17 protein-coding genes and 1 tRNA gene are annotated in these 22,932 nt (G+C 38.9%); 12 read left to right on the top strand and 6 right to left on the bottom strand.

The window, feature by feature from the left end; all coding sequences use genetic code 11:
• Window positions 1-36 precede the first annotated feature (36 nt).
• On the bottom strand, window positions 37-666 hold the full coding sequence (locus tag AC1RJ8_RS02425) for a Crp/Fnr family transcriptional regulator (protein ID WP_492951945.1): 630 nt from the start codon (window positions 664-666) through the stop codon (window positions 37-39).
• 315 nt (window positions 667-981) lie between these two features.
• Here AC1RJ8_RS02425 and AC1RJ8_RS02420 point away from each other — a divergent pair.
• The 5 genes from AC1RJ8_RS02420 to AC1RJ8_RS02400 all read left to right on the top strand — a co-directional run bounded on the left by AC1RJ8_RS02420 (window position 982) and on the right by AC1RJ8_RS02400 (window position 10,726).
• A tRNA-Lys gene (locus AC1RJ8_RS02420) sits at window positions 982-1,054 on the top strand.
• 593 nt (window positions 1,055-1,647) lie between these two features.
• Window positions 1,648-8,526 carry an IPT/TIG domain-containing protein gene (locus AC1RJ8_RS02415; RefSeq protein WP_492951946.1) on the top strand — a complete coding sequence of 2,293 codons (6,879 nt, stop codon included), beginning with the start codon at window positions 1,648-1,650 and terminating at the stop codon, window positions 8,524-8,526.
• Complete coding sequence (locus AC1RJ8_RS02410) at window positions 8,523-9,209, top strand: hypothetical protein (RefSeq protein ID WP_492951947.1); 687 nt, start codon at window positions 8,523-8,525, stop codon at window positions 9,207-9,209. Before AC1RJ8_RS02415 ends, AC1RJ8_RS02410 begins: the two co-directional genes overlap by 4 nt.
• A gap of 164 nt (window positions 9,210-9,373) precedes the next feature.
• Window positions 9,374-9,889 carry an SDR family NAD(P)-dependent oxidoreductase gene (locus AC1RJ8_RS02405; RefSeq protein ID WP_492951948.1) on the top strand — a complete coding sequence of 172 codons (516 nt, stop codon included), beginning with the start codon at window positions 9,374-9,376 and terminating at the stop codon, window positions 9,887-9,889.
• A 30-nt stretch (window positions 9,890-9,919) separates the two neighbouring features.
• Window positions 9,920-10,726: an AraC family transcriptional regulator gene (locus AC1RJ8_RS02400; protein ID WP_492951949.1), complete on the top strand. Its 807-nt coding sequence runs from the start codon at window positions 9,920-9,922 to the stop codon at window positions 10,724-10,726.
• Between the two features lie 76 nt (window positions 10,727-10,802).
• On the opposite strand, the gene AC1RJ8_RS02395 is transcribed toward AC1RJ8_RS02400, so the two are convergent.
• Window positions 10,803-11,756, bottom strand: coding sequence for a nitrilase family protein (locus AC1RJ8_RS02395; RefSeq protein ID WP_492951950.1), 954 nt, complete (start codon window positions 11,754-11,756; stop codon window positions 10,803-10,805).
• A 76-nt stretch (window positions 11,757-11,832) separates the two neighbouring features.
• Window positions 11,833-12,642 carry a helix-turn-helix domain-containing protein gene (locus AC1RJ8_RS02390; protein ID WP_492951951.1) on the bottom strand — a complete coding sequence of 270 codons (810 nt, stop codon included), beginning with the start codon at window positions 12,640-12,642 and terminating at the stop codon, window positions 11,833-11,835.
• Window positions 12,643-12,781: 139 nt separating this feature from the next.
• Between AC1RJ8_RS02390 and AC1RJ8_RS02385 the strand changes: the two genes are divergently transcribed.
• Window positions 12,782-13,276 carry an SRPBCC family protein gene (locus AC1RJ8_RS02385; RefSeq protein WP_426328878.1) on the top strand — a complete coding sequence of 165 codons (495 nt, stop codon included), beginning with the start codon at window positions 12,782-12,784 and terminating at the stop codon, window positions 13,274-13,276.
• Window positions 13,277-13,443: 167 nt separating this feature from the next.
• Here AC1RJ8_RS02385 and AC1RJ8_RS02380 read toward each other — a convergent pair whose 3' ends face one another.
• From AC1RJ8_RS02380 to AC1RJ8_RS02370, 3 genes are all read right to left on the bottom strand, one after another.
• Window positions 13,444-13,809, bottom strand: a complete 366-nt coding sequence (locus tag AC1RJ8_RS02380; protein WP_215126174.1) for a helix-turn-helix domain-containing protein — start codon at window positions 13,807-13,809, stop codon at window positions 13,444-13,446.
• An 11-nt stretch (window positions 13,810-13,820) separates the two neighbouring features.
• Window positions 13,821-15,764 (bottom strand): LTA synthase family protein, encoded by a 1,944-nt coding sequence (locus AC1RJ8_RS02375; protein WP_492951952.1) that lies wholly within the window; start codon window positions 15,762-15,764, stop codon window positions 13,821-13,823.
• 154 nt (window positions 15,765-15,918) lie between these two features.
• Complete coding sequence (locus tag AC1RJ8_RS02370) at window positions 15,919-16,626, bottom strand: hypothetical protein (RefSeq protein ID WP_492951953.1); 708 nt, start codon at window positions 16,624-16,626, stop codon at window positions 15,919-15,921.
• Window positions 16,627-16,896: 270 nt separating this feature from the next.
• Between AC1RJ8_RS02370 and AC1RJ8_RS02365 the strand changes: the two genes are divergently transcribed.
• The 6 genes from AC1RJ8_RS02365 to AC1RJ8_RS02340 all read left to right on the top strand — a co-directional run bounded on the left by AC1RJ8_RS02365 (window position 16,897) and on the right by AC1RJ8_RS02340 (window position 22,930).
• A complete protein-coding gene (locus tag AC1RJ8_RS02365) occupies window positions 16,897-17,496 on the top strand; it encodes an HD domain-containing protein (RefSeq protein WP_492951954.1) in 600 nt (199 codons plus the stop codon).
• A 77-nt stretch (window positions 17,497-17,573) separates the two neighbouring features.
• Window positions 17,574-18,251, top strand: coding sequence for a response regulator transcription factor (locus AC1RJ8_RS02360; RefSeq protein ID WP_492951955.1), 678 nt, complete (start codon window positions 17,574-17,576; stop codon window positions 18,249-18,251).
• Window positions 18,248-19,501: a sensor histidine kinase gene (locus AC1RJ8_RS02355; RefSeq protein ID WP_492951956.1), complete on the top strand. Its 1,254-nt coding sequence runs from the start codon at window positions 18,248-18,250 to the stop codon at window positions 19,499-19,501. The genes AC1RJ8_RS02360 and AC1RJ8_RS02355 overlap by 4 nt, the downstream gene beginning before the upstream one ends.
• A gap of 404 nt (window positions 19,502-19,905) precedes the next feature.
• Complete coding sequence (locus AC1RJ8_RS02350) at window positions 19,906-20,718, top strand: phosphatase PAP2 family protein (RefSeq protein ID WP_492951957.1); 813 nt, start codon at window positions 19,906-19,908, stop codon at window positions 20,716-20,718.
• A 35-nt stretch (window positions 20,719-20,753) separates the two neighbouring features.
• Window positions 20,754-22,001: a TolC family protein gene (locus AC1RJ8_RS02345; RefSeq protein WP_492951958.1), complete on the top strand. Its 1,248-nt coding sequence runs from the start codon at window positions 20,754-20,756 to the stop codon at window positions 21,999-22,001.
• A 2-nt stretch (window positions 22,002-22,003) separates the two neighbouring features.
• On the top strand, window positions 22,004-22,930 hold the full coding sequence (locus tag AC1RJ8_RS02340; RefSeq protein WP_492951959.1) for an efflux RND transporter periplasmic adaptor subunit: 927 nt from the start codon (window positions 22,004-22,006) through the stop codon (window positions 22,928-22,930).
• Window positions 22,931-22,932: the final 2 nt, after the last annotated feature.

The following is a 22,932-nucleotide window of genomic DNA, read 5'->3' as shown; positions in this document are numbered from 1 at the left end:
GCTCGGCAGGGGGGACTCATATCAGAAACCTGGTGTCTATTCTTTTTCAGTAAGTGCTTTTTTCCTAATCCTGCTCAGTGTTTCGAGCCGCATGCCGATAAATGATGCAATATACTTAAGTGGCACACGGTTTATTAAATGAGGATAGGAAACCAGGAATCTTTGATAACGTTTCAATGCAGTGGGCAGCCTGCTTATATAAGCACGTTCAGTTGCTCCGAGGAAATAAATCTCTGTCATTTTACGGCCCACGTAGTTGGCAATCGGAAACTTGTTGTAAAGCAGTTTCGACATTTCGTGCGGAATGGCAATTGCAAATACCGGATCAATCGTTTCAATATATTCATCAGAGATTTCATTCTCCCACAAATTTCTGATGGTTCCCGCCAGTTCATTTTCGGCAGCAATCCAAGTCGTAATTTTTTTGTTTCCCATTTTAAGGTAACCATGTACTGCTCCTTCCAAAATAAGGAAAATATATCGATTACGCTTTAATGGCGAGGCAATGTGTTTGTTTTTGGCAAAGCGGATGGGAAAGGTTTGCTCGTTAATAATTTTTTCAATTTCATCATTAAGGGGATGATAAGATTTGAAAACTGTAATGAGTGGCGAAAAGCCCCCTAATGCAGCCCACTTATCTTCACCGTAAGTATTTTCAATATTCATTAAAGGAATGGTAATTTATCTGTAAAAATGGAAATAATAGTGAAAATAAAAAATCACTTTTATAACTACAAAGGTTTTATTCAGCCAATACTTTAAATCAGATTTCGGTATAGAAATATATTTTTTTACTGCAGTGCTTATTTTGATGATGATGAACAAAAAAATAGAAATAATATTTTTTGTTGTTCTAGTCTGATGTTTAATTATTTAGCTGCTTTTTGTTTCGTTAATGTTAAGTTTTTATTAAATAGATTGACTTTGTTCTTTGCAGGAATGAATTTAATTTCTAACTTCGCAGCCTCGAAAGGGACAAATGATTCCGTAGCTCAGCTGGTAGAGCATTACACTTTTAATGTAGTGGTCCTGGGTTCGAATCCCAGCGGGATCACAGAAAGCCTCACAGAAATGTGGGGCTTTTTTGTTGGCGTGCATTTCTGTTAATTACACATGTTTGGTGGGATAAAGTTCATTAAACCCCAAAGTTACAAAGTAGTGGATTTTGAATATAAAATTGAGTTTAGAAGGGCGATGCACCCACAATTCTGATAGGATATTTTCTGAGAAATCTAATTTCTTATCCTTCTTGCAGGAAGCCATAACTGCTCATGGTTATAATTCAGACCAGGTAACTGAGGTGTCTTTTTGTACTTTGGAACACTAATCTTCCAAACTACTTTTGGTGATAGTGCTATTTGTTTTGATAATCTTGATCACTTTTTTTTGACTATGAATATTTATGCTAAATTTGTGAGGCATGAATTTTTCTTAATTAATTAACAATCTCGATAATGTTTTTTCTACACTGAACCCCTCTCACACTTATTTGGCCTTCTGCCTTTCAGTGTTATAATCGAACTATATTTTAATTGGCTAGTTATTTCTTATTCATGATTACAGGTGGATAGAGATGGCTACAGCTTAACCAAACAAAAACGCCTCGTTATGTGCCTAAATAAATGCCTAAAATTCAATTTAAAACCCTTGGGAAAAGCAAGTAGAAATCAATTGCTTTTAATGTGGGGTAACTTTGGCCTGTTTAAATTTGTTCAGCCTTTTTTTTTCTTGATAATATCGTTCGGATCGTACGCACAAAAGCCAAATATTAGTTATACAAGCCCACAAACAGTTTTTCTTGAAAAAGAAATAACACCCATTAATGTTACAAATACTGGTGGAGCTGTTCCAGCCAGAGTATACCCTCAAGTCCATCAACTTTTTTCATCAAACCCATTGTTTATTGATCATTTCGTGAAATCTTCGTCGGGGGATTTTTATGGCATTCAATACGCTTCAATAATCCGTGTAAAACCGGATGGAAGTTCTTCCGTGTTTGCTGGAAGTATAACTTACGGTTATGCCGATGGAGTAGGTACGTCTGCACTGTTTGGTAAGATGAATGATATTATAAAAGATAATGCCGGAAATTTGTATGTGGCTGAAAATAATAGCAGGGATGAAACAAATGGGCGAATAAGAAAAATAACGCCAGCAGGTGTAGTATCAACTTATGCGCAAGGGCTGTTTATGCCAAAGGCGCTTGCTATGGATGCGAAGGGCATAATCTATGTTGCCGAAGCGCCGGGCAGGATAATGAAAGTTGCTACCGATGGTACTGTTTCTTTTCTGGCTGGCAAGTCTGGAGTTTCAGGAAAAGCAAACGGTACAGGTGCCGCTGCCTCATTTTACAATGTGGTTGCCATAACGGTAGCTACTGACGGGAATATATATGCATTAGAATCGGGCAATAGCTTGATTAGAAAAATCACGCAGGAAGGTGTTGTAACAACCTTTGCCGGCTCTAGCTTTGGTAGTGTGGATGGCAGCGGGCCATCTGCTTCTTTTTGGGCTCCAATCATGATGCAAATGGATTCGAAAGGAAATTTAATTGTTGCGGATGGAAATTCATTGTTTCGCCGTGTAAGTCCTGCTGCAGATGTGGTTACCATTGGAGGACCAGTATATTATGATCCGAACGGACAAACGAAAGCTCAAGACTATTATAACAACTTCATACTTGATGAGGATGATAATATTGTATATTTCGGAGCAGGTCTTTATAAGATCTTAACAACGGGCTTTACCGTCACCCCAACATTACCAGCGGGGCTCTCGTTGCGTACCGATGGTACTATAACTGGTACACCAAAGGCACTTTCTACTGCCACTAATTATAAAATTTCCGCATCAAACGAAGTCGGAATAAGCACCTATAATTTAAATCTCACGGTCGCTGTTTCTACAGAACCGCCCGTAATTACTTCCTTTTCACCAACATCAGCATATACAGGGCAAGGGGTTACCATTACAGGAAGTTATTTTACAGGCACAACTGCGGTAAGTATAGGTGGAAAGCCCGCCTCAAGTTTTTATTTAACATCTCCAACCAGCCTTTCTGCAACTGTTGCTGCCGGTAGCTCAATATCAGGAGATGTTACAGTAACTAATCCGTACGGAACAGCCAGTTTATCAGGATTTACCTTTATCCCTCCACCTACTATTACAGCGATCTCTTCTTCTAGCGGGGCAGCAGGTAGTATTATAACGATTACAGGTACAAATTTTAGCGGAGTATCTCAGGTTAATTTTGGAGGATATTACGCTTCGTTTACAATCGTTTCGCCAACACAAATAAATGCAGTAGTAGGAAATAGTGGGGGATCGGGGTCGGTGACTGTTTATGCCCCTGCTGGAAGTGCAAATTTTCCTGGCTTTACTTATATTGCTACTCCAAGTATTAATACCGTATCTCCCTATAGTGGTGGTACAGGTGATAATATAACGATAACCGGTAGTAATTTTAGTAATGCAACAAATGTAAGTTTTGGAAACACTCCTGCAAGTTCATTTACAGTGGTTTCTCCAACAACCATCAAGGCTGTAATTGCCGCTGACTCAGGTAATGGCATTACTGTAACTACACCCGGAGGAAAAGCAATATATAGTAATTTTATTTATATTTTACCTCCGGCTATTACTCAGGTATATCCACTTAAAGGCGGACTAAATAGCTCAATTACAATCATTGGATCTAATTTAAGTAATTCACAGGTAAGAATAGGTGGTGTGCCGGCCAATATAGGTTATAATAGCAGTAACCAGATTTTGGCTTACGTTGGCAGTGGTGCTTCATCGGGTAATGTAACCGTTACAAATACCTACGGAACGGCATCTGTGCCAGGATTTATCTGGGTGGCAGCTCCAACCGTTACCGCTTTTACACCAACAACTGCGGCTAGTGGAGATGTAATTACGATTAGTGGTACGGATTTAACAGAAGTAAGTACGGTAACAATTGGTGGTGTTAATTCGTTATTTACCATTTTATCGCCCACCTCAATCAAGGCCACTGTTGGTGCTGGGGCGAGCGGTGCTATTGGGGTTAGTTCGCCAGGTGGTTCTGCAAGTTTACCTGGTTTTAGTTATTTAGGGCCGGCAATTACTTCGTTTACACCAACAAGCACTGGTGCTGGTCAAACTGTTGTTATTACCGGGAATAACTTTACAAATGCTTCCGATGTTTATTTTGGGGGTATTGCCGCTACTTCATTTATTGTCAATTCATCAACTCAAATTACTGCTGTTGTTGGTTTAGGGAAATCAGGAAGTGTAACGGTAGTAACACCTTTGGGACGGATTTCCGCACCTGGGTTTACCCATCCAGGTCCATCGATCTCTTTTTTTAATCCACAGTATGCCGGTACATTGTCAACATCACCAGTAACAATTACTGGTGTAAATTTTACAAATGCTACCGCTGTGCGTTTTGGAGGAGTGCCAGCCAGATCATTTACAGTATTGTCGCCAACTTCTATAAGTGCTATGCCAGCTGAATCTACATCGGGAGATGTGGTAGTTGTAACACCTCTCGGTCAGGATGCTAGATCAGGCTTTGTGTGGGCTCAGCCACCAACAATTACAACGTTTTCTCCTGCTGCACAAAAAAGTGGTGGACAGGTAACCATTACCGGAACGAATTTTATTGGTGTTACCGGAGTGAAAATTGGAGGTGTTGCGGTTTCATATTCTACAGTTTCACCTACTAGCATTTTCGTTTACATCAATAATACCGTTGTGAGCGGTAGTATCAGCGTGAGTACAGTTGGAGGGAGCGCTTCAATAGATGGATTTATTTATAATTCACCGGTTATCCAAAGCATTAGTCCGCTAATAGCTGCTGCCGGCCAAACAGTTACCATTACCGGCAACAATTTTGACGGTATACAATCAGTAAACTTTGGAGGTGTTAATGCAGCTTCTTTTTCTGTTGTCTCCTCAACCACAATAACGGCTACAGTTGGAACAGGCAATACTGGCAATGTAAATATTGCCGGTACTGAAGGAACGGCAAGTATAGCTGGTTTTACATTCTTGCCTCCGCCATCAATATATTCATTTACCCCTACTTCAGGAGGTTTAGGAACATCTGTATCTATCAATGGTTCAAATCTTATCACTACATCGGCAGTAACGATAGGTGGTATTGAGGCTACAATAACCAGCGTAACTAACAATGTGGTGATGGTTACAGTAAATGCTGGAGCCAGCGGCAAAATTTCTCTAACAACTATTGCAGGTACTGCGCAGATGGATGGTTTTATCTGGTATCCTGCCCCAATCATCACCAGTGTAAGCCCGCTCATTGCGAATGGGCAAACTCCAGTTACTATAACGGGGAGTAATTTTAATGGAATAACACAGGTTAAATTTGGCTCATCTACGGTTGGATTTACAGTGGTATCACCAACTCAGATTAAAGTCACGCCTGCAAATGCCTCCAGTGGAACCATTACCGTAACAAATTCCGGGGGAACTGCTTCTTTTCAGGGGTTCATTTTTTTGCCTGCTCCGGTAATCACTTCATTTACAACAATTGGTGAAGGCGCTACGGCAGAAGTCAAAATTATCGGGGCTAATTTTACTAATGTCACCAGTGTGAAATTTGGTAGTGTGGAAGCAAGTTCATTTATCGTAAATTCACCTACCAGTATTCAGGCAATACCCGGTTTAGGTGAAACCGGATTGATTACTGTTACGGGTGATGGCGGATCTGGAGCAATAGCCGGATTTTTATACAGTAAGCCGCCTGTGGTACTTTCATTTTCACAAACATCTGGACCGGTTGGAACAGCATTAAGTATAACAGGGGATAACTTTAATACCGTACCTGAAAAAAACGTGGTTTATTTTGGCCCCGTTAAAGCCCAGGTTACTAATGCAACCAAAACGAAATTAGATGTTGTGGTACCGGCCGGCGCAAATAATTTAGTTACAGTAACCAATATAGATAAGGGGTTAACCGGATATTCGAACCTGCCATTTTTGGTTACCACTAAAGCCACCTTTTCGGGCTATTCGAACAAGCATGATATAAATTTCAACGCTGCAGTTTCTTCAATAGTTACCAAAGATTTTGACGGGGATGGCACTCCTGATTTTTTAATTGCAAAAAACGATTCGCTGTATGTCCTTTTACATGGTAGCGATAAAGTATTATCCGGATCATCGTTTACTCAAAAAGTTAATTTAATGAGCGGGAAACAAGTGATAAACACAGTAGTAGATGATGTAGACGGAGATGGAAAACCCGATATTTTATTTGGTACAGGACTCAGTATTGTTTTTTTACGGAATACATCAACCGGGGGTAATATATCTTTTAGCACAACTGCATTTGAATCATTAAACAGTTCATACTCGGATATGACGCTTAGAGACATCGATATGGATGGCAGACCAGATTTATTTTCAGGTACAGATGGAACTTATTATCCTAATACTTCAAGGGGGGGCACTGTATCTTTTGGTACCGCAGGATACTTTCAAAATATTCCCTCGAGCAGCAATATTTCATTTAGCTTAACCGATATTGATGGTGACAATATGCCTGATCCTATATATGGAAGTTCTTATAATGGACTTACAATATTTAAAAATAATACGGTGCCGGGTAGTTTAAATCCTCAACTGTTTCCAACTACGTATATCCAGCACTCGAGTTATTATCCTTCAACTTTAATGTCTGCCGATTTTGACGGAGATAACAAAGTGGATGTGCTTGAAAATGATTATGGCTATAATGCTGGCAATGTATTTCTGGTTTCAAGAAATATAGCAACAAAGGGAACGATTACCACCTCGTCGCTCGAAACACCTCAAGTGTTTTCGAATACGGGACTGAAATATCGAAACGGTTTGGCTGATGTTGATGGAGACGGTAAGATAGATGTAACGGGAGGAGTAAATTCTACTATTAGCTATTCGCGTAATTTATCTAGTGTTGGCAATATTCTGTTTGCAACGCCTGTTCAACTAATTTCAGGTACTAACGATAATTTAAATAATTATAAAGTATGTGATATGGATGGCGATGGCAGGAATGATCTTGTGGTTCTAGACCCTATAAAAAATAAAATAACGATTTATAATAATGGCCCTATACCTATACCGCAAATAACCTCAGTATCTCCTCTTATTGCAGCAAAAGACTCAACTGTTTATATTGTCGGTAAATATTTTGACCAAACATCGGTTGTGAATTTTGGTACTAAGGCTGCAAAATCATTTAGGATAGTTTCACCTCAAACTATTATAGCAATTGTTGGTGAGGGAGAGAGTGGTAGCGTCACTGTTCAAACTCCGAATGGCCAAGATTCGTTTCCAGGTTTCGTTTTTGTAAGCCCTCCGGTTATTACATCAGCAGTAGCAGCAACAGATGGTACTGGGCAATTACTAATATCGGGAAGTAACTTTACCAAAACTACTCATGTATCTATAGCGGGTGTGTCTGCGGTGTCGTTTATGGTTAAGTCTGATACACAGATCGCAGCAACCTTTTTGGGAATAAGCGGAATGTTATCGGTAACTAATATAGCAGGTACTTCAACCTTTACTGAACGGGTTACCGTTTTGCCTATGCCAATCATCACGGCTTCAGGACCGCTTGAATTTTATCCAGGGGGTAGTGTATTGTTATCGGCAAATTCGGAAGCAGGATATACCTATCAATGGATGAAGGATGGGGTTAACATTGTGGGGGCAACTTCGGGTACTTATACAGCCAGCCAAAGCGGGGCATACACTGTTACTATAACGTTGGCCGGAGTGAGTAAAACATCGGCGGCTACGGTAGTTACCTCAACATTTGCATTGCCCGCTTCTAACTTTACGATAACGGCTAATAGTGCTACTTGTCACGGATCAGCCAATGGTACAATTATGATTAATGCTGCGCAAAGTTTGAATTATACTGCCACAATAACTGGAGGAAGTGTAAATGCTACCTATCCTTTTACCAGCACAACCAGTATTAACAATCTGGCATCGGGCACTTATAATGTTTGCTTTACCATTGGTGGCCAAAGCAGTTATCAGCAGTGTTTTAATGTAGTAATAACCGAACCTAAAAGTTTGGCTGTATACGCCGCTGTTAATAATACTGCACAGAGCTTAAACCTTACCTTAAGTGGTAGTAGTACTTATTATGTTACGCTGAATGGGGTAACCACTACAACTACAGCAGGTAATATCACACTTAGCCTGAGAAATGGTGCAAACGATGTAACCGTTGCTACAGATAAATCTTGTCAGGGCATTTATCAAAAACGTTTCGATCTGTCAACCGGAATTCTGGCCTATCCAAATCCGTTTACATCAATATTTAATGTAAATCTGGGTAATGAAGAGGTTCCTTTGGCAACCATTGAACTATTTAAAATTACCGGTGGAAAGGTTTATAGCAAACAATTTACCAATACTTCTGGGACGGTGCCAATCGAACCTCAGAATCTTACTCCTGGAGTTTATCTGCTTAAGGTGAAAACCGGTCAAAGTGAAAAAACACTTAAAGTTGTGAAATTATGATAAAGTACATCGCCATTATATTAATAACTGCTGCCTTATTTACTAGTTGTAGTAAAAAAGACACTACAGATATTAAACCTGCCCCCCAACCTGCAGTACTTACCTATCCTGCTCAAAACTCAGTATGTACGTCCGGAACTGTTATATCAACCACTCAAAGCACCATAACCTTTACCTGGAACAGCGCAAGCAATACTGATAATTATGAGATAAACATCAAAAACCTGCTGACAAATGTTGTTACTACAGTAACGACTTCTACCAATCAGTTATCGGTAAACCTTGATCGGGATATGCCTTATTCTTGGTATGTTTTGTCAAAAGCTAGTGCATTATCAACAACGGCTAAGAGTGAGGTCTGGAAGTTTTATAATGCAGGTACAGGTAGTGTATCTCATCCTCCGTTTCCCGCCGACAATCTTTCTAATATTTTCGGGCAAGGCACTGCATCTGGCACGGTTAACCTAACTTGGACAGCAAGCGATCCGGATAATGACATTTCGGGCTACGATGTATATTTTGGTACAAGCAGTACACCGCCATTCTATAAAACCAGTATTACCGATAAATTTTTGAACAGTATAGCAGTAACTTCAGGTACAACTTACTATTGGAAGGTGATCACGAAAGATGTAGCAGGTAATACCTCAGATTCTGGAATATTCCAGTTTAAGGCAAATTAGGAGCAGTAAAGAAGTAACAAATGCCGGATGTTTATCCAGGGTCATATCCAACAAACAATAAGGGAAGAGAAAAAGCTGGAGTAAGCACTAGCTTCTGAATTTCACTGGGAATTAAACGGCACTTAAGGTATTTTAATAAGACAGCAAGCCCCTGCAAGCTTAGATTGACAGGGGCTTTCAATTTTGAAGATCCTAACTTTGAACATCGGCAATATGAAACTTTATTGGGCTACGGACAATCGAAAATGGCCAATAACCTTTTTGCAGTCGAACTCGATGCCAGAGGTGCGAAATTTGGTATAAGGGCTTATGCCGTACATCCCGGCTCGGTTAACCATACCGATTTAGGAAGAGAAGCACCTATGGAACTTTACCAGCAAATGGGTACTCATGATGCTGATGGTCATATTTTTCCAGAGGTAGAAAAGAAACTGAAACAACTTACACAAGGTGCTGGTACAACGGTTTGGTGCGCTACAAGCCCGTTACTTAATGAGATTGGGGGTGTATATTGTGAGGATGCTGATATAGCCGAACTGGATTTGGGTAATATTGAACACTTAATGTCTGAACCATCAACCTTGCGTGGGGTAAGGCCTTATTCGGTTGATGAAATAAATGCAAAACGGTTATGGCGTTTGAGTGAGGAAATGCTTAATATAACCTTCAACGCCGATTAATTAAAACCAATTATTTGTATTTTAGCAACAATGGAGTTTCAAACAAAATATATCACTTCAGAGATTAAACTCTCTTGTTATGAAGACAAGTTGTTTAAAACTGAAGTGGTTTTCGACAACCATATGCTGATATGGTTTATTTCAGGAGAAACTAAAATTATTGAGGCCAATAAAGAACATGTGTTTAATGCGGGAGATATTTTTTTGATCCCCCGAAATCAACTGGCCACAATCATCAATTACCCAAAAGATGGGCTGCCGCATAAAACAGTGGTAATGCACTTATCGGCAAAAAGGTTAAGAGATTTTTACGCAGATATAGAGGTGAAGCATAAAGTACAGGTATCACAGCAAATATTGAGTTTTAGCCATCATCCATTACTAAAAAGCTGCCTGGCATCTTTGATCCCTTATTTTGATCTTCAGGAAACTTTTCCAGAACATATTGCTGCATTAAAAATAAATGAAGCCATTAATATTCTTCGGTTTATCGATCCTGAAATTGATAACGTGCTGTCTGACTTTCGGGAGCCTGGTAAAATTGATCTGGTAGACTTTATGGAAAAAAACTATATGTTTAATATGCCTCTAGAGAAATTTGGATACCTCATGGGCCGGAGTTTATCGACTTTTAACCGCGATTTTAGAAAAGCATTTAACCGTTCTCCACAAAGATGGCTAACTCAAAAAAGATTAGAATTGGCCCATTATCAACTTGTAGAAAAGCATAAAAAACCTGTTGAGGTATATATGGAATCGGGTTTTGAAGATTTGTCGCATTTCTCTTTCGCCTTTAAAAAAGAATTTGGATATGCACCTTCTACCTTAGTAAGGTGAAATATATAAAATCAGACAACATTAAAATGTGTCTGATTTTATTGAAATTGCCGGAAGGGATGAACAACAGATAATCTCAATCTTTCTTTTTAAGCCAGGCAACCTGTTGATGGCTTTCATGCGGCTGACCCAATATATCTTTGTACAGATCAGGTTTCCTCGCCAGAATGTAACGGTATCCTCCAGCATTGGTAAGTCGGTCGGGGTTTAATTCTGCTATAACAAATTCATTATCCAAAGACCTGCATTCGGCCATTACATCACCAAAAGGATCGATAATCATCGAACATCCATTTTTAAGCTGATCGTCATCCATTCCAATCGGATTGGCAAAAACGGCATATATTCCATTGTCATAAGCTCGGGCAGGTAACCATTTCATTAGCCATTCTCGGCCCTTTAATCCATCAAATTCAATACGTAATAAATCGCTATTCTGCTCTTTGCTCTCCCAAAGTTTAGCTTCTACAAAACCCGCTCCAGGTCGGGTAGAGGGTGTACACATGGTTACATGTGGCATAAAGATGATTTGTGCACCTAGCAGTGTGGTTGCCCGTACATTTTCGATAATGTTATTGTCGTAACAAATCAATATGCCGCATTTCCACCCATATAAATCAAATACTGTAAAGGCATTGCCAGGTAAAAGATGAGGGTTTATAAACGGATGCAGCTTTCGGTGTTTGGCAATCAGGCCTGTTCCATCAACACAAACATAAACTTTAAACAGATTGTCGTTTTCATCTTTTTCGAATAGTCCCGCAAGAATAGCGATGTTAAATTCTTTGGCGAATTCAGTTAACTGCGTAATGCTTGGGCCTTGGGGTACAAATTCTGCGAGCTCAAGCATCTGTGGTTTAGAAAGGTGCCGGGCAAAGGTGTAACCTGTTATTGAGCATTCGTGGAAAGCAATTGCTTGTGCACCCTGGCTTGCGGCTTCCATGGTTAACTGTCTAATCACCGAAAGGTTATACGCTTTATCGCCGCTTTTATTTTCGAACTGTGCTGTGGCTATTTTAAAATTTTTCATTTTTAAGGTGTTTTTGCTAACTGTTCAAAGCTAACGAGTGCGATTCTGAAAAATTTGTATAAAACCGACAAAGATATTAGTGAAGGGGCATGAGGTTTATCGCCAGCATCTGGGTAGTATCTTTATAATGGCTAGGCGTAAATCCGGTCATTTTTCTGAAATTGCGGTTAAGGTGGGCATGATCATAATAGCCAGATTCGTAAATTAACGCTGCTATTTTCTTTTTATGGGGCTGTTTCTGAAGCAACTTAAGGAAGTGCTGAAACTTAATGGTATTTGCAAACCTTTTAGGGGAGGTACCGATATGTTCACGGAATTTACGTTCCAGCTGTCTTTCGGTTGTAGGAAGTGTTTTAAGTAAATCTTCTATACTAATCATACCTTGATGCTGATAGATCAGCTTCATTGCCATCATAAAATCGGCGGTCAAGTGCCTTTGCGAAGGCATGTGCTTTAATAAGAAATTTTCAATAATGCCAATAGCGGTATCTGTTGTTAAAGCTGTAAGAATTTGTTCTTGTAAATTGCGGGCTTCCTGTCCAAACAAATCTTCAAGCGGTATGGCATGATCATTTAATTCATAAGCTGCGGTACGAAAATGGGTAAATAAGGCATAAGGTTCTAAAACCACAACGATCATATTTAAATTGCCAGTAGCAACTATGGTATTGTGGTGAGTGAGTTGCCCATAAATAAAACTTTGCGGCTGAAGTTGCGCAGTTAGATTTTTTTCATTCCATTGCAAAAATGGATCTTTTAAATGAAAAACTATGCCTGGATTACCATCCGAAAACATCCGGTAATACTGCTGTGCACTGGTTTTTTGATCTATAATTAAATAGTGTTTCACCAATCCCTGAAGTAAATGCTGAGGAGGTAATTGCATATTAACAAATGTAGCAGAATCGTAGCAATTTGTCCAGTTCTACCCGTTATAATGTCCGTTACACATCCTATCAATTATTTGTCAGTATGTTAATTTTGATATATAATATTATTCTCATTTTTTTAAAACAGGCAGAACCATGGAAAAGCAAGATTTTACAGCCACCATTTTGGTAGATCAAAGTCCGAATGAAGCATTTAATGCAATTACCAATGTTAGCGGATGGTGGTCGGAAGCTATTGAAGGAGATACCGATATTATTAACGCCGAATCTGTTTATCATTATAGAGATATTCATTACTGTAAAATGAAATTGGTAGAAATGATTCCGGATCAAAAAGTAGTTTGGTTGATATTGGATAACTACTTTAAGTTTACAACCGATAAAAGCGAATGGATTGGTACGAAGTTGGTTTTCGATATTACTAAAAAAGGCGAACAAACCGCTGTAACTTTTACACACGAAGGCCTGGTACCACAGTACGAATGTTATGAAATTTGTAGGGAAGCCTGGACTAACTATATAAAAGAAAGTTTGTATAAGTTGATTACCACAGGAAAAGGGGAGCCAAATCCTAAAGAAAACGATGGATTTAATACCGAATTGGCAAAAAAGTGGAAACTGGAAGCCTGATCATAACTGCAGAGGCCGATCAAAAAGTTAAATTCGATCCGCATTGTCACGGTGAGCTTGTCGAAACGCTCTGTTAAAACTATTTAAGCTAGTCCTTCGACAGGCTCAGGATGACAGTCTATATTATGGGGCGGCCACTGCAGTTAATACATGCATTAAATTTATTGTTAGTGTTTCCGAAGATTTTCAAGTGTGCCAATAATCTTCTTTTGGCTTTTAATGGTTTCTTCGTAAAGTTCGAGCAATTTATTTTTTTCTTTGATTAAATTTTTAAGCTCATTAAGCTCCTCATCACTTTGGGCAAGGATATCGATCTCAAATTGAGCCAGATCTTCATCTTTACGGTAGTATTCGAAAAAATTAATACCAAGTACTATAGAGATCTTTGTTAATAAATTGGTATCTACCGAGGCCGATTTAAGTAAAGTATCTACCCGGTGTTTACTAACGCTTATTTTCTCGGCAAGTTGATTTCTACTCATCGATTTTGCCTTCATCTCTTTCCAGATCAGTAACCCGATATTTATGCTCATGGTTAAATTTATTAGGGTTTCTTTTTAGACTCAAAACCGTACAAACCATTTTGATAGAGGTACGATGCCATCTGGTAATTGGATATAGCCTCATTAATTAATTTCTGATCTGCTGGTATGGCTACAGCATTTCCGTTAGTAAAATCAGGTTTGTAAGTAGCTGCTTTTTTATTCGGATCGAGAATAACCAGCTTATTATTTTTAATGTAGCCTAAACTCTGGTAGGTGCTTATAAATGCCCTTTGTTCGTTATCTTTCATTTTAAATACATCCTGACCGAAAAACTTACTGTCGTAACTAAAATTCAGATAACCTAAAATGGTGGGACCGATATCAATCTGTGCGGTGAGTTTCTCGAATTTGCCTGGTGCAATATGCCCCGGACTATAAAAAATCATGGGAATATGATATTTATCTACCGGTAACTGTACCTTACCAGCACTCGAAGCACAATGATCAGCAACAATAACGAATAAGGTATTTGAAAACCAGGGTTTTTGTTTTGCTTCGCGTATAAATTTACCAATAGCGTAATCGGTGTACTTAACCGCCCCCTCTCTGCCGGTATGTGATGGAATATCAATCCTTCCTTCGGGATAGGTATATGGACGGTGGTTCGAAACCGTCATAATCTGTGCGAAGAAGGGTTTCCTATCTTTATAATCTTTATCCAGTTCGCGTAACGAAAGCGTAAATAAATCTTCATCGGCAACACCCCAGATATTAGAATAATGGATTTCTGAATCCTGAAGCGCACTTCTATCTGTTACCTGATAGCCATTGTTCGAAAAGAACTCGTTCATGTTATCGAAATAGCCATAACCACCATAAATAAATCTGCTGTTGTAGCCTTTCGAACGGAATATGCTACCTAAAGTGAACAGGTTTTTATTATCAGGCCGTTTTACGATCGATTGTCCAGGGGTAGGTGGGATACAAAGTGAAAGTGCTTCCAAACCACGCACCGTACGCGTACCCGAAGCGTATAAATTATTAAATAGCAAACCTTCTTTTGCCAACGAATCGAGCTGTGGGGTTATGTGCTGTGTATTGCCAAATGCCGATAAAAATTCAGCGCTTAAACTCTCTACGCTAATCAGCACCACATTCATTTTGTTTTCGATGCCGGTGTTATTGATGGCTCTGGATGTATTTTTAAATGCTCCGTTTTTGGCAGTAGAATCTTGTTGAAGCAAATTGCTCAGAATAGATTCGGCATTTTTAATCGGGAGGATTTTGTAAAAAGTATTGTAATCGAGCTGATTGTTCCAAAAGGCAAATCCAAAATCGTACATGCCATTGCCCGAAAGTTCATTTACATATTGATTTTTACTATGGTATTTCCATCTATGGCTTATCCCAAAATAAGTAAGAACAGGTAGGCACAAAAGAATCAACGCAATTATCGTTCGTTTGCCGAAACTGATTTTATTAGTTGTAGATGTTGTAATAGATTTTCTTAAAAGATAAACGATTAGGGTTGTGACGATCACCAAACCTATCATAATGCTGTTGATCGGGTACGATTGACGGATATTCCCAATAACCTCTGTGGTATATACCAGGTAATCGACAGCTATAAAGTTATAACGGACCGAAAATTCTTCCCAGAAGAACCATTCTGAAATGGCATTGAAAATGAGCGTGAAAACAACGAAGAAAAAATAAATGAACAACAATATCTTGTTGAATTTGCTGGTGTACCATTTAGAAGGGACCAACCATAGGTAAATTACAATCGGGATCACTGCAAAAGATGCCGCTGCAAGGTCATAAAACAGACCAATAACCAGGATCTTAAGTAGATTAAATATCGACCAATCAACTGATGATGCACTATAAATTAATAAAGAGAGCCTCGTAAGCAGCGATATGGCAGATAATAGTACTGTAACTAAAAAAACTGGTCCAAATCTATGGTGGAGCAACTTATTTGTTTTTTCTTTAATGCTCATAGTTAATGATGAATCCAAAGCTTGAATTTTACTTGCCAATTGTTTAATAATTGGCGAAGGTAATTTTCAATTCTGAAGGAATCCTGAAGGTTTGGTTAGGGTTTAAAGGTATCATTAAAGTATTGTACTTAACAATTTATTAATATTCGATTTGTTATTGCTTCGAAAAGCTAACACTTAATGTTGAGGTAAATCTGGCAATGAGTTTGTCGTATAAGGCTTTGTTTATCGTGTTCGAAATTATAATTGTGTTATTTGTGCCTGTACGTGTGGTTTGACCGAAATCGCTTGCTGTTAACCCAGTTACCAATGCGTTAAGTTGAATGGTTACTTTCGCTAAGTATGCTCCTGAAGTAACCTCTACTCTGGGAGCTTCTAATTTGATCAATTGAGTTTGGTTCATTTCAAATCTTACCGGGATTTTAGTTCCTGAAGCTTCAATATAATTTCCTGTTAATAATAATGGCGGGTTGGTAAGCGAGCTGCTCATGGTTAAGTTAAACTGGTTGTGCTCATAAACACCAGCCACTAATGAAACTGTTCCGGATAATGAATCGGGTTTTAATGCATTAACGAGATATAGATTTTTAGATTCTAAAGATATGGGTGCACCTGCTTTTGTAGCGCTGAATTCTATTTTCGCGATATTAATACTCGCCGTAGTCCAGTTTATACTTCCGTTAGTGCCTGGCGCAACAACTGCTCCACTTGCTGTTGCATTGCTACTTAGCGATGCGCTTAAATTACCTGCACTAAAGCTGTAACTTAATTTGGTATCAGCTGCTACCTCTTTTTTTGTACAGTAGGTAAAAAGCATGACTAATAGTGCAGCAAAAGTAATGTTGTAAAGTTTTTTCATCATATTTGGTTTAGGGGTAAAAGGATTAGTTATACGGTATTAAATATATATCCGAATTCTGTAGTAATTCTGAAGATGTACGAGCCAACCCACTTTTTATCTCCTTAACCCATATTTAAAGCTTATAGGTATAATTAAAGCTGAAAGAAATTCTGCATAGAATATGAATTTGTTTGAAAAGCGATTTATGGTCCGACAACTGCCCATATGTATCATTGCTACAGTTTTTCTTCAGAATTGGCAGATACTATTGTATTGTTTATTGGTAGATAAATGGAAAAAGAGCAGGAAATATTGCTAAAAAAGGTTGAAACATTCGTTAAAGAGCTTTTAGAAAAGGAACTGCCAAAAAGTATGTACTTTCATAGTTTTGAGCATACCTTGTTAGTTGTAGAGGGCGTTAAAATTATTGGTAAGCAAAATAGTGTGAGTGAAAATGAGTTGCTGACGCTTACTTTGGCAGCCTTTTTACATGATGTGGGCTATACTAAACAATATATCGGTCATGAGCTGGCCAGTGTCAAAATTGCATATGAGTTTTTACTGGAAAGTGGTCTTGAACGCGATCAGATAGAAGTGGTGAGCAACTGCATTCTTGCTACAAAATACCCTCAATTGCCAAGTACCGATTTAGAAAAAATAATATGTGATGCCGATTTTTATCATTTCTCACTTCAAAGTTATACTGATTTTGCCACGAGGCTGAAAAGAGAATGGGAAGAAAACCTTCGTTTGGTATACACAGATCGGGAATGGGATGCCATCAACATCAAAATGCTTACGGGGCACGAATATTTTACCACCTTTGGTAAACAAATATTGCAGAAAAAAAAGAACCTGAACATCGAAAAATTGATACAGCGATTTACCTAAAGGTTTTACATAACAGTTTTAATTTTCTGGTTTTAATGACTACTTTATATCCAATTAAATAACAAAATGATTAAGCAATGAAAATTTTAGTCATTGAAGATGAACAGGCTTTATTAGAGAGTATACTTGCCTATTTTACAGGAGAAGGCAATATTTGCGAGCACGCTTCAGATTTTGCCGCTGCTTATGAGAAAATATCGCTTTATAGTTACGATTGTATTCTATTAGATTTGGGCTTGCCTGGTGGCGAAGGATTGGAATTATTAACCAAACTTAAACAACTGAAAAAAAGAGATGGTGTACTCATTATTTCTGCCCGCCATTCGCTGGATGATAAACTTGCCGGACTTGATCTTGGTGCCGATGATTATTTGGTTAAACCGTTCCATTTATCAGAACTTAAAGCAAGAGTGAGCGCCATTGTCCGCAGAAAGAACTTTGATGGTGATAATGTTATTCTTTTCAATGAGATCACTGTAGATGTTTCAGCAATGAAAATTAATGTTAAAGGTAATCAGGTAATACTCACCAAAAAAGAGTTCGATCTGTTGGTGTATTTCCTTTCTAACCGAAATAAAGTAGTCACTAAAAATGCCATGGCCGAACATCTTTGGGGCGATGAAATGGACCTGTCGGATGATTTCGACTTTATTTATACCCATGTTAAAAATCTCCGTAAAAAATTGCTCGAAGCCGGAGCAGCAGATTATCTTCGTTCTGTTTATGGGATAGGCTATAAATTTGGCGATATATGAAACTCTCCAACCGTTATAACAAGGCAAATATTTTAACCTCCATTGTGGTGCTCATCATCACTGGGGTTATCTACTATGTTGTAATCCATTTTATTCTAACCGAAAAATTGGATAGGGATTTAGCGGTCGAAGAGAATGAGATTAACCAATATGTAAATACTTTTCATAAACTCCCCTTACCTGCAAGTTATCTCGACCAACAGGTATCTTATAAAGCCCTAAACGGGACTGTTTCTGAAAGAGAATTTCTAAATACAATCTATTTTAACCCGAAAGAACGTGAAAACGAACCGGGAAGAAGTCTGATTACAGTTGTACACTTAGGTGGTAAAACCATTGAGGTAACCATAACCAAATCGAGGGTAGAATCAGAATATCTCATTAGAATTATTCTTTTGATAACACTCGGAATTACGGTTGTTTTGCTTTTATCCTTATTGCTGATTAATCGATTTGTACTAAACAGGCTTTGGCGGCCCTTTTATTCTACTTTGAACCGGATGAAAGCTTTCGAAGTAACCCGAATGGATACTATTGAACAAGAGCCAACTAAAATTGATGAGTTTAACGAGCTTAATAAGTCTGTAAATGCCATGGCCGAAAGGGTACGGCAAGACTATAAAGAACTTAAAAGTTTTACCGATAATGCCTCGCACGAAATGATGACTCCATTAGCCGTAATTAATTCTAAATTAGATTCTTTACTGCAAACAGAGTCGTTTACCGAGCAGCAGGGCGCATTATTGGAAGATATTTATCATGCTACAGGCAGATTATCAAGACTTCATCAATCTTTATTGTTGCTGGCCAAAATTGAAAACAACCTGATCCCCGATTTTCAGAATATCGAACTTAAAGAAATGGTAGAAGCAAAAAGCCGCCAGTTTCAGGAGTTATTGGAAAAAGACAGACTGATCCTGACAGAAGACCTTGCTCCGGTTGAGGTTAAAATGAGCCGTTACCTGGCAGATATTCTGTTGAACAATCTTTTTAGCAATGCGGTACGGCACAATGTAAGTGGTGGGTACATTCATATTAAACTCGATCAGCAGCGTTTAACCATTTCCAATTCAGGAAACCCCGGTCATCTGCAAACTAAAATATTCGATCGTTTTTCAAAATCTGTAGATTCAGATGGTATGGGACTAGGTTTAGCCATAACCAAACAAATCTGTAATCTTTATGGCTTTCGCATCGATTACCGTGAAGAAAATGGTGAACATGTTTTTACAGTTTATTTTGGTGATTAATGATACGTCATTGCGAACAGAAGCAAAGATTTTAGCATGGGTGTGAAGCCATCTTTATTTACGTGGTGATAGGTGTTACCACCTGTCACTATCAATTACTCATACAGTACGTCAATGCAAAGGAAGGGTATAAGATAGAAAAGACGAAACAACTCCTAGAGAGATGAATATTTTCTGCGTAGATCAGCGCTGTCTGTGGAAGGCTTAAGAGAAGAATTTTGTCATATTTTTTTGTTGCCCGCAGATTTAAGAAGATTTCCGCAGATTTTTAGTGGTGATGGATGTTACCACCTGTCACAAGCGATTACTCATTCCCAAACACCCAATTTATAAAATAACTGTACCAACCGATAACTTCAGAATTTCTCCATAATTCGATTATAGTTTTGATTAAAATTTAAGCTATGAAAAGGTTTTTAGGGGTGCTGTTGATTATGAGCAGTTACAGAAGTCAAACTTATGCTGCTGCCGTTATTGGGTACACTCAAAATATAGATTCGGTTAAAAATGTTCCTGCAGATTCTTTAGGGAGATGGTACACTGGTCATCCGATTCCAAAAAGAAAGTTTCAGGCAACGGCATTTATTGCACCCGTTTTACTTGCCGGTTATGGTTTTGCCGCCGTTTACGATCATGGTGCATTAAAACAATTGGATCTAAGTACCAGGACAGAATTACAGGAAGATCATCCTTTATTTGCGGCTCATGTTGATGACTATATCCAATTTGCACCTGCTGCTGCGGTGTATGCATTGAATTTATCCGGCATAAAAGGTAAACACAATTTGTTTGATGCTTCGATGTTATATGTTACATCAGCTGCAATTATGGGGGTTTCTACCCATTTTGTGAAACAGGGCGTTGGTAGAGAACGGCCAAATGGAAATGGAGAAAATTCTTTTCCCTCCGGGCATACTGCATCTGCATTTATGGCGGCAGAATTTCTGCACCAGGAGTATAAAGATGTTAGCCCATGGATTGGTTATGCAGGTTATTTTGTTGCCACTGCCACCGGAACACTGCGGATGTATAACAACAAACACTGGTTTAGCGATGTTGTGGCCGGCGCTGGATTCGGAATTGCTTCTACAAAGATATCTTATCTTGTTTATCCATATATCAAAAGCCTTTTTACCACAAAAAAAGATGGAAATTTTACGTTTATGCCCTTCCATCAACAAGGTAGCACAGGTTTAATGCTTTCGGGCAGATTTTAATATTGTTCAATTTTTTGAGTTGAAATCATCCAAAAATGAATATAAAGTTGAAATACCTGATTTTATGCATGGTTACTTTTTGGGTGACAGGGGCAGTGGCTCAAATCCCGTCAAAAAATCTCGATTATTATTTAAAACAGGCTGAATTTGCAAGTCCGGTGCTTAAAGATTTTCAGAACCAACAACGTTCGGCAGGGATAGATAGTTTGATTGTTCGGGCTACCGGAGGCCCACAGGTTACGGCCAGTGCTGCAGGCATGTATGCGCCAATTGTGCGTGGCTATGGTTACGATGAAGTGCTTACCAATGGGCAGGCGCTAGAAGCACTACTTAATGTGAATTATGATCTGCTGAACAAGAAACGCATCAATAACCAGCTCGAGGGCATTAAAATCCAAAGCGATTCCATTAAATATGCCGGGCAACTGTCACTATATGATTTGCAAAGATCTATTGCCGATCAATATATTCTGGCCTATGCCAGTCAGGAACAGGTAGATTTTAATCGGGAAGTGGTTATGCTGCTCGAACAAGAAGAAGCACTGCTTAAAAAATTAACCAGAAGCAATATTTACAAGCAATCAGAGTATTTAACTTTTCTGGTTACGCTACAACAACAGCAGTTGGTAGTAAAACAGGCCGAACTGCAGTTTAAAAATGACTATGCCACGTTAAACTATTTGGCCGGTATTTCTGATACCACACAGGTTAAGTTAGCCGATCCCCAATTGCAGCTCGCTGGCACCTCAATCGATCAAGGCTTTTTTAACAAACGTTTTGATATCGACAGTTTAAAAAACAGCAATCAAAAAAACGCGATCGATTTTAACTATAAACCCAAACTGGGGGTGTATGCAAATGGGGGCTATAATTCTTCATTTGTTTTGCAGCCCTATAAAAATTTTGGGGCAAGTATTGGTTTTACTATTTCCGTTCCGATTTACGATGGTCATCAGAAAAAAATGCAGTACAATAAACTCAGTCTTTCCGCTAAAACCATATCCGGTTACCGCAATTTTTTTGTCCGCCAGCAACAACAACAGCTAAACCTGATCCGTCAGCAGATTAACCAGACCGATGCGCTTTTTCCAAAAATTAACGAACAGATTCGTTTTAGCAAGGGTTTGATCGAGGTAGACAGTAAATTGATGCATACTGGCGATTTAAAAGTGGCCGATTTTGTTATTGCGATCAACAATTATATGGCCGCTCAAAATTTGTTGCGCCAAACCCATATTAACCGTTTAAAACTGATCAACCAATTTAACTACTGGAACCGATAACCATGAATAGCTATCTAAAATTAATGTGTGGTGGTATTGCCACGCTGTTTATTTTTTCGGGATGTAATCATTCTGCCCCGGCAGAAACCGTAGATGAGCCCTCGCCAATTACGCCTGTTCAGGTAATTACTGTTCGGGATAGCGCGCTTTCAGAATTTGTGGAGCTTTCGGCAGTTTCGGCCTATCTGGAGAAAAGTTTTGTGAAGGCAAATATCAACGGTTATGTAGAAAGTGCCCAGGCCGTAATGGGCAAGCAGGTGGGCACCCATCAATTGTTGTTTAGTTTAATCACCAAAGAGGCAAAATCGATTGGTAATAGCGTAAATAAGCTCGATGCCGGGTTTAAATTTTCTGGTATTTCCAATATCAGAGCCGATCAAGCCGGAACGATTATCCAGGTAAATCATCAAAAAGGAGATTATGTGCAGGATGGGGAAGCTTTGGCTACCATCAGCAACCGCAATAGTCTGGTTTTTCTGCTCGATCTGCCTTACGAATATAATCAGCTGATCACGCAGAATAAAAGCTTAGTTATTCTCTTACCGGACGGAACCAAAATGACCGGAACGGTTTCAGGCACAATGCCTGCTGTTGATTCATCAGCACAGACCCAACGTTATATTCTTAAAGTGGGAACAGGCAAAGATATTCCCGAAGGTTTGATTGCGAAAGTGAGGTTAACGAAAGTAAACCATGCACAGGCCCAGGTATTGCCAAAATCGGCGGTATTGGCCAACGAAACCGAAGATGAGTTTTGGGTAATGAAACTGATTAACGATTCAACGGCGGTAAGGGTAAACGTAAAAAAAGGCATCGAAAACCAAAATACAATTGAAGTGCTCGATCCTAAATTTTCGAAAACCGACCTGATTATTACAGCTGGCAATTATGGATTAGCAGATACCGCCAAAGTTAAAATCCAGAAGTAGCC

The organism is Pedobacter sp. GW822-FHT03F06, assembly GCF_058801365.1.
Note: the sequence above shows the minus strand (reverse complement) of the source record. Positions and strands in the feature narration are given on the sequence as shown.

Coding starts and splice junctions, on each gene's coding strand:
- AC1RJ8_RS02400 (WP_492951949.1), top strand. CDS start 9,920: ATGGAGTTTCAAACAAAATATATCACTTCAGAGATTAAACTCTCTTGT.
- AC1RJ8_RS02365 (WP_492951954.1), top strand. CDS start 16,897: ATGGAAAAAGAGCAGGAAATATTGCTAAAAAAGGTTGAAACATTCGTT.
- AC1RJ8_RS02370 (WP_492951953.1), bottom strand. CDS start 16,626: ATGATGAAAAAACTTTACAACATTACTTTTGCTGCACTATTAGTCATG.
- AC1RJ8_RS02390 (WP_492951951.1), bottom strand. CDS start 12,642: ATGCAATTACCTCCTCAGCATTTACTTCAGGGATTGGTGAAACACTAT.
- AC1RJ8_RS02345 (WP_492951958.1), top strand. CDS start 20,754: ATGAATATAAAGTTGAAATACCTGATTTTATGCATGGTTACTTTTTGG.
- AC1RJ8_RS02355 (WP_492951956.1), top strand. CDS start 18,248: ATGAAACTCTCCAACCGTTATAACAAGGCAAATATTTTAACCTCCATT.
- AC1RJ8_RS02360 (WP_492951955.1), top strand. CDS start 17,574: ATGAAAATTTTAGTCATTGAAGATGAACAGGCTTTATTAGAGAGTATA.
- AC1RJ8_RS02380 (WP_215126174.1), bottom strand. CDS start 13,809: ATGAGCATAAATATCGGGTTACTGATCTGGAAAGAGATGAAGGCAAAA.
- AC1RJ8_RS02425 (WP_492951945.1), bottom strand. CDS start 666: ATGAATATTGAAAATACTTACGGTGAAGATAAGTGGGCTGCATTAGGG.
- AC1RJ8_RS02385 (WP_426328878.1), top strand. CDS start 12,782: ATGGAAAAGCAAGATTTTACAGCCACCATTTTGGTAGATCAAAGTCCG.
- AC1RJ8_RS02410 (WP_492951947.1), top strand. CDS start 8,523: ATGATAAAGTACATCGCCATTATATTAATAACTGCTGCCTTATTTACT.
- AC1RJ8_RS02340 (WP_492951959.1), top strand. CDS start 22,004: ATGAATAGCTATCTAAAATTAATGTGTGGTGGTATTGCCACGCTGTTT.
- AC1RJ8_RS02375 (WP_492951952.1), bottom strand. CDS start 15,764: ATGAGCATTAAAGAAAAAACAAATAAGTTGCTCCACCATAGATTTGGA.
- AC1RJ8_RS02395 (WP_492951950.1), bottom strand. CDS start 11,756: ATGAAAAATTTTAAAATAGCCACAGCACAGTTCGAAAATAAAAGCGGC.
- AC1RJ8_RS02350 (WP_492951957.1), top strand. CDS start 19,906: ATGAAAAGGTTTTTAGGGGTGCTGTTGATTATGAGCAGTTACAGAAGT.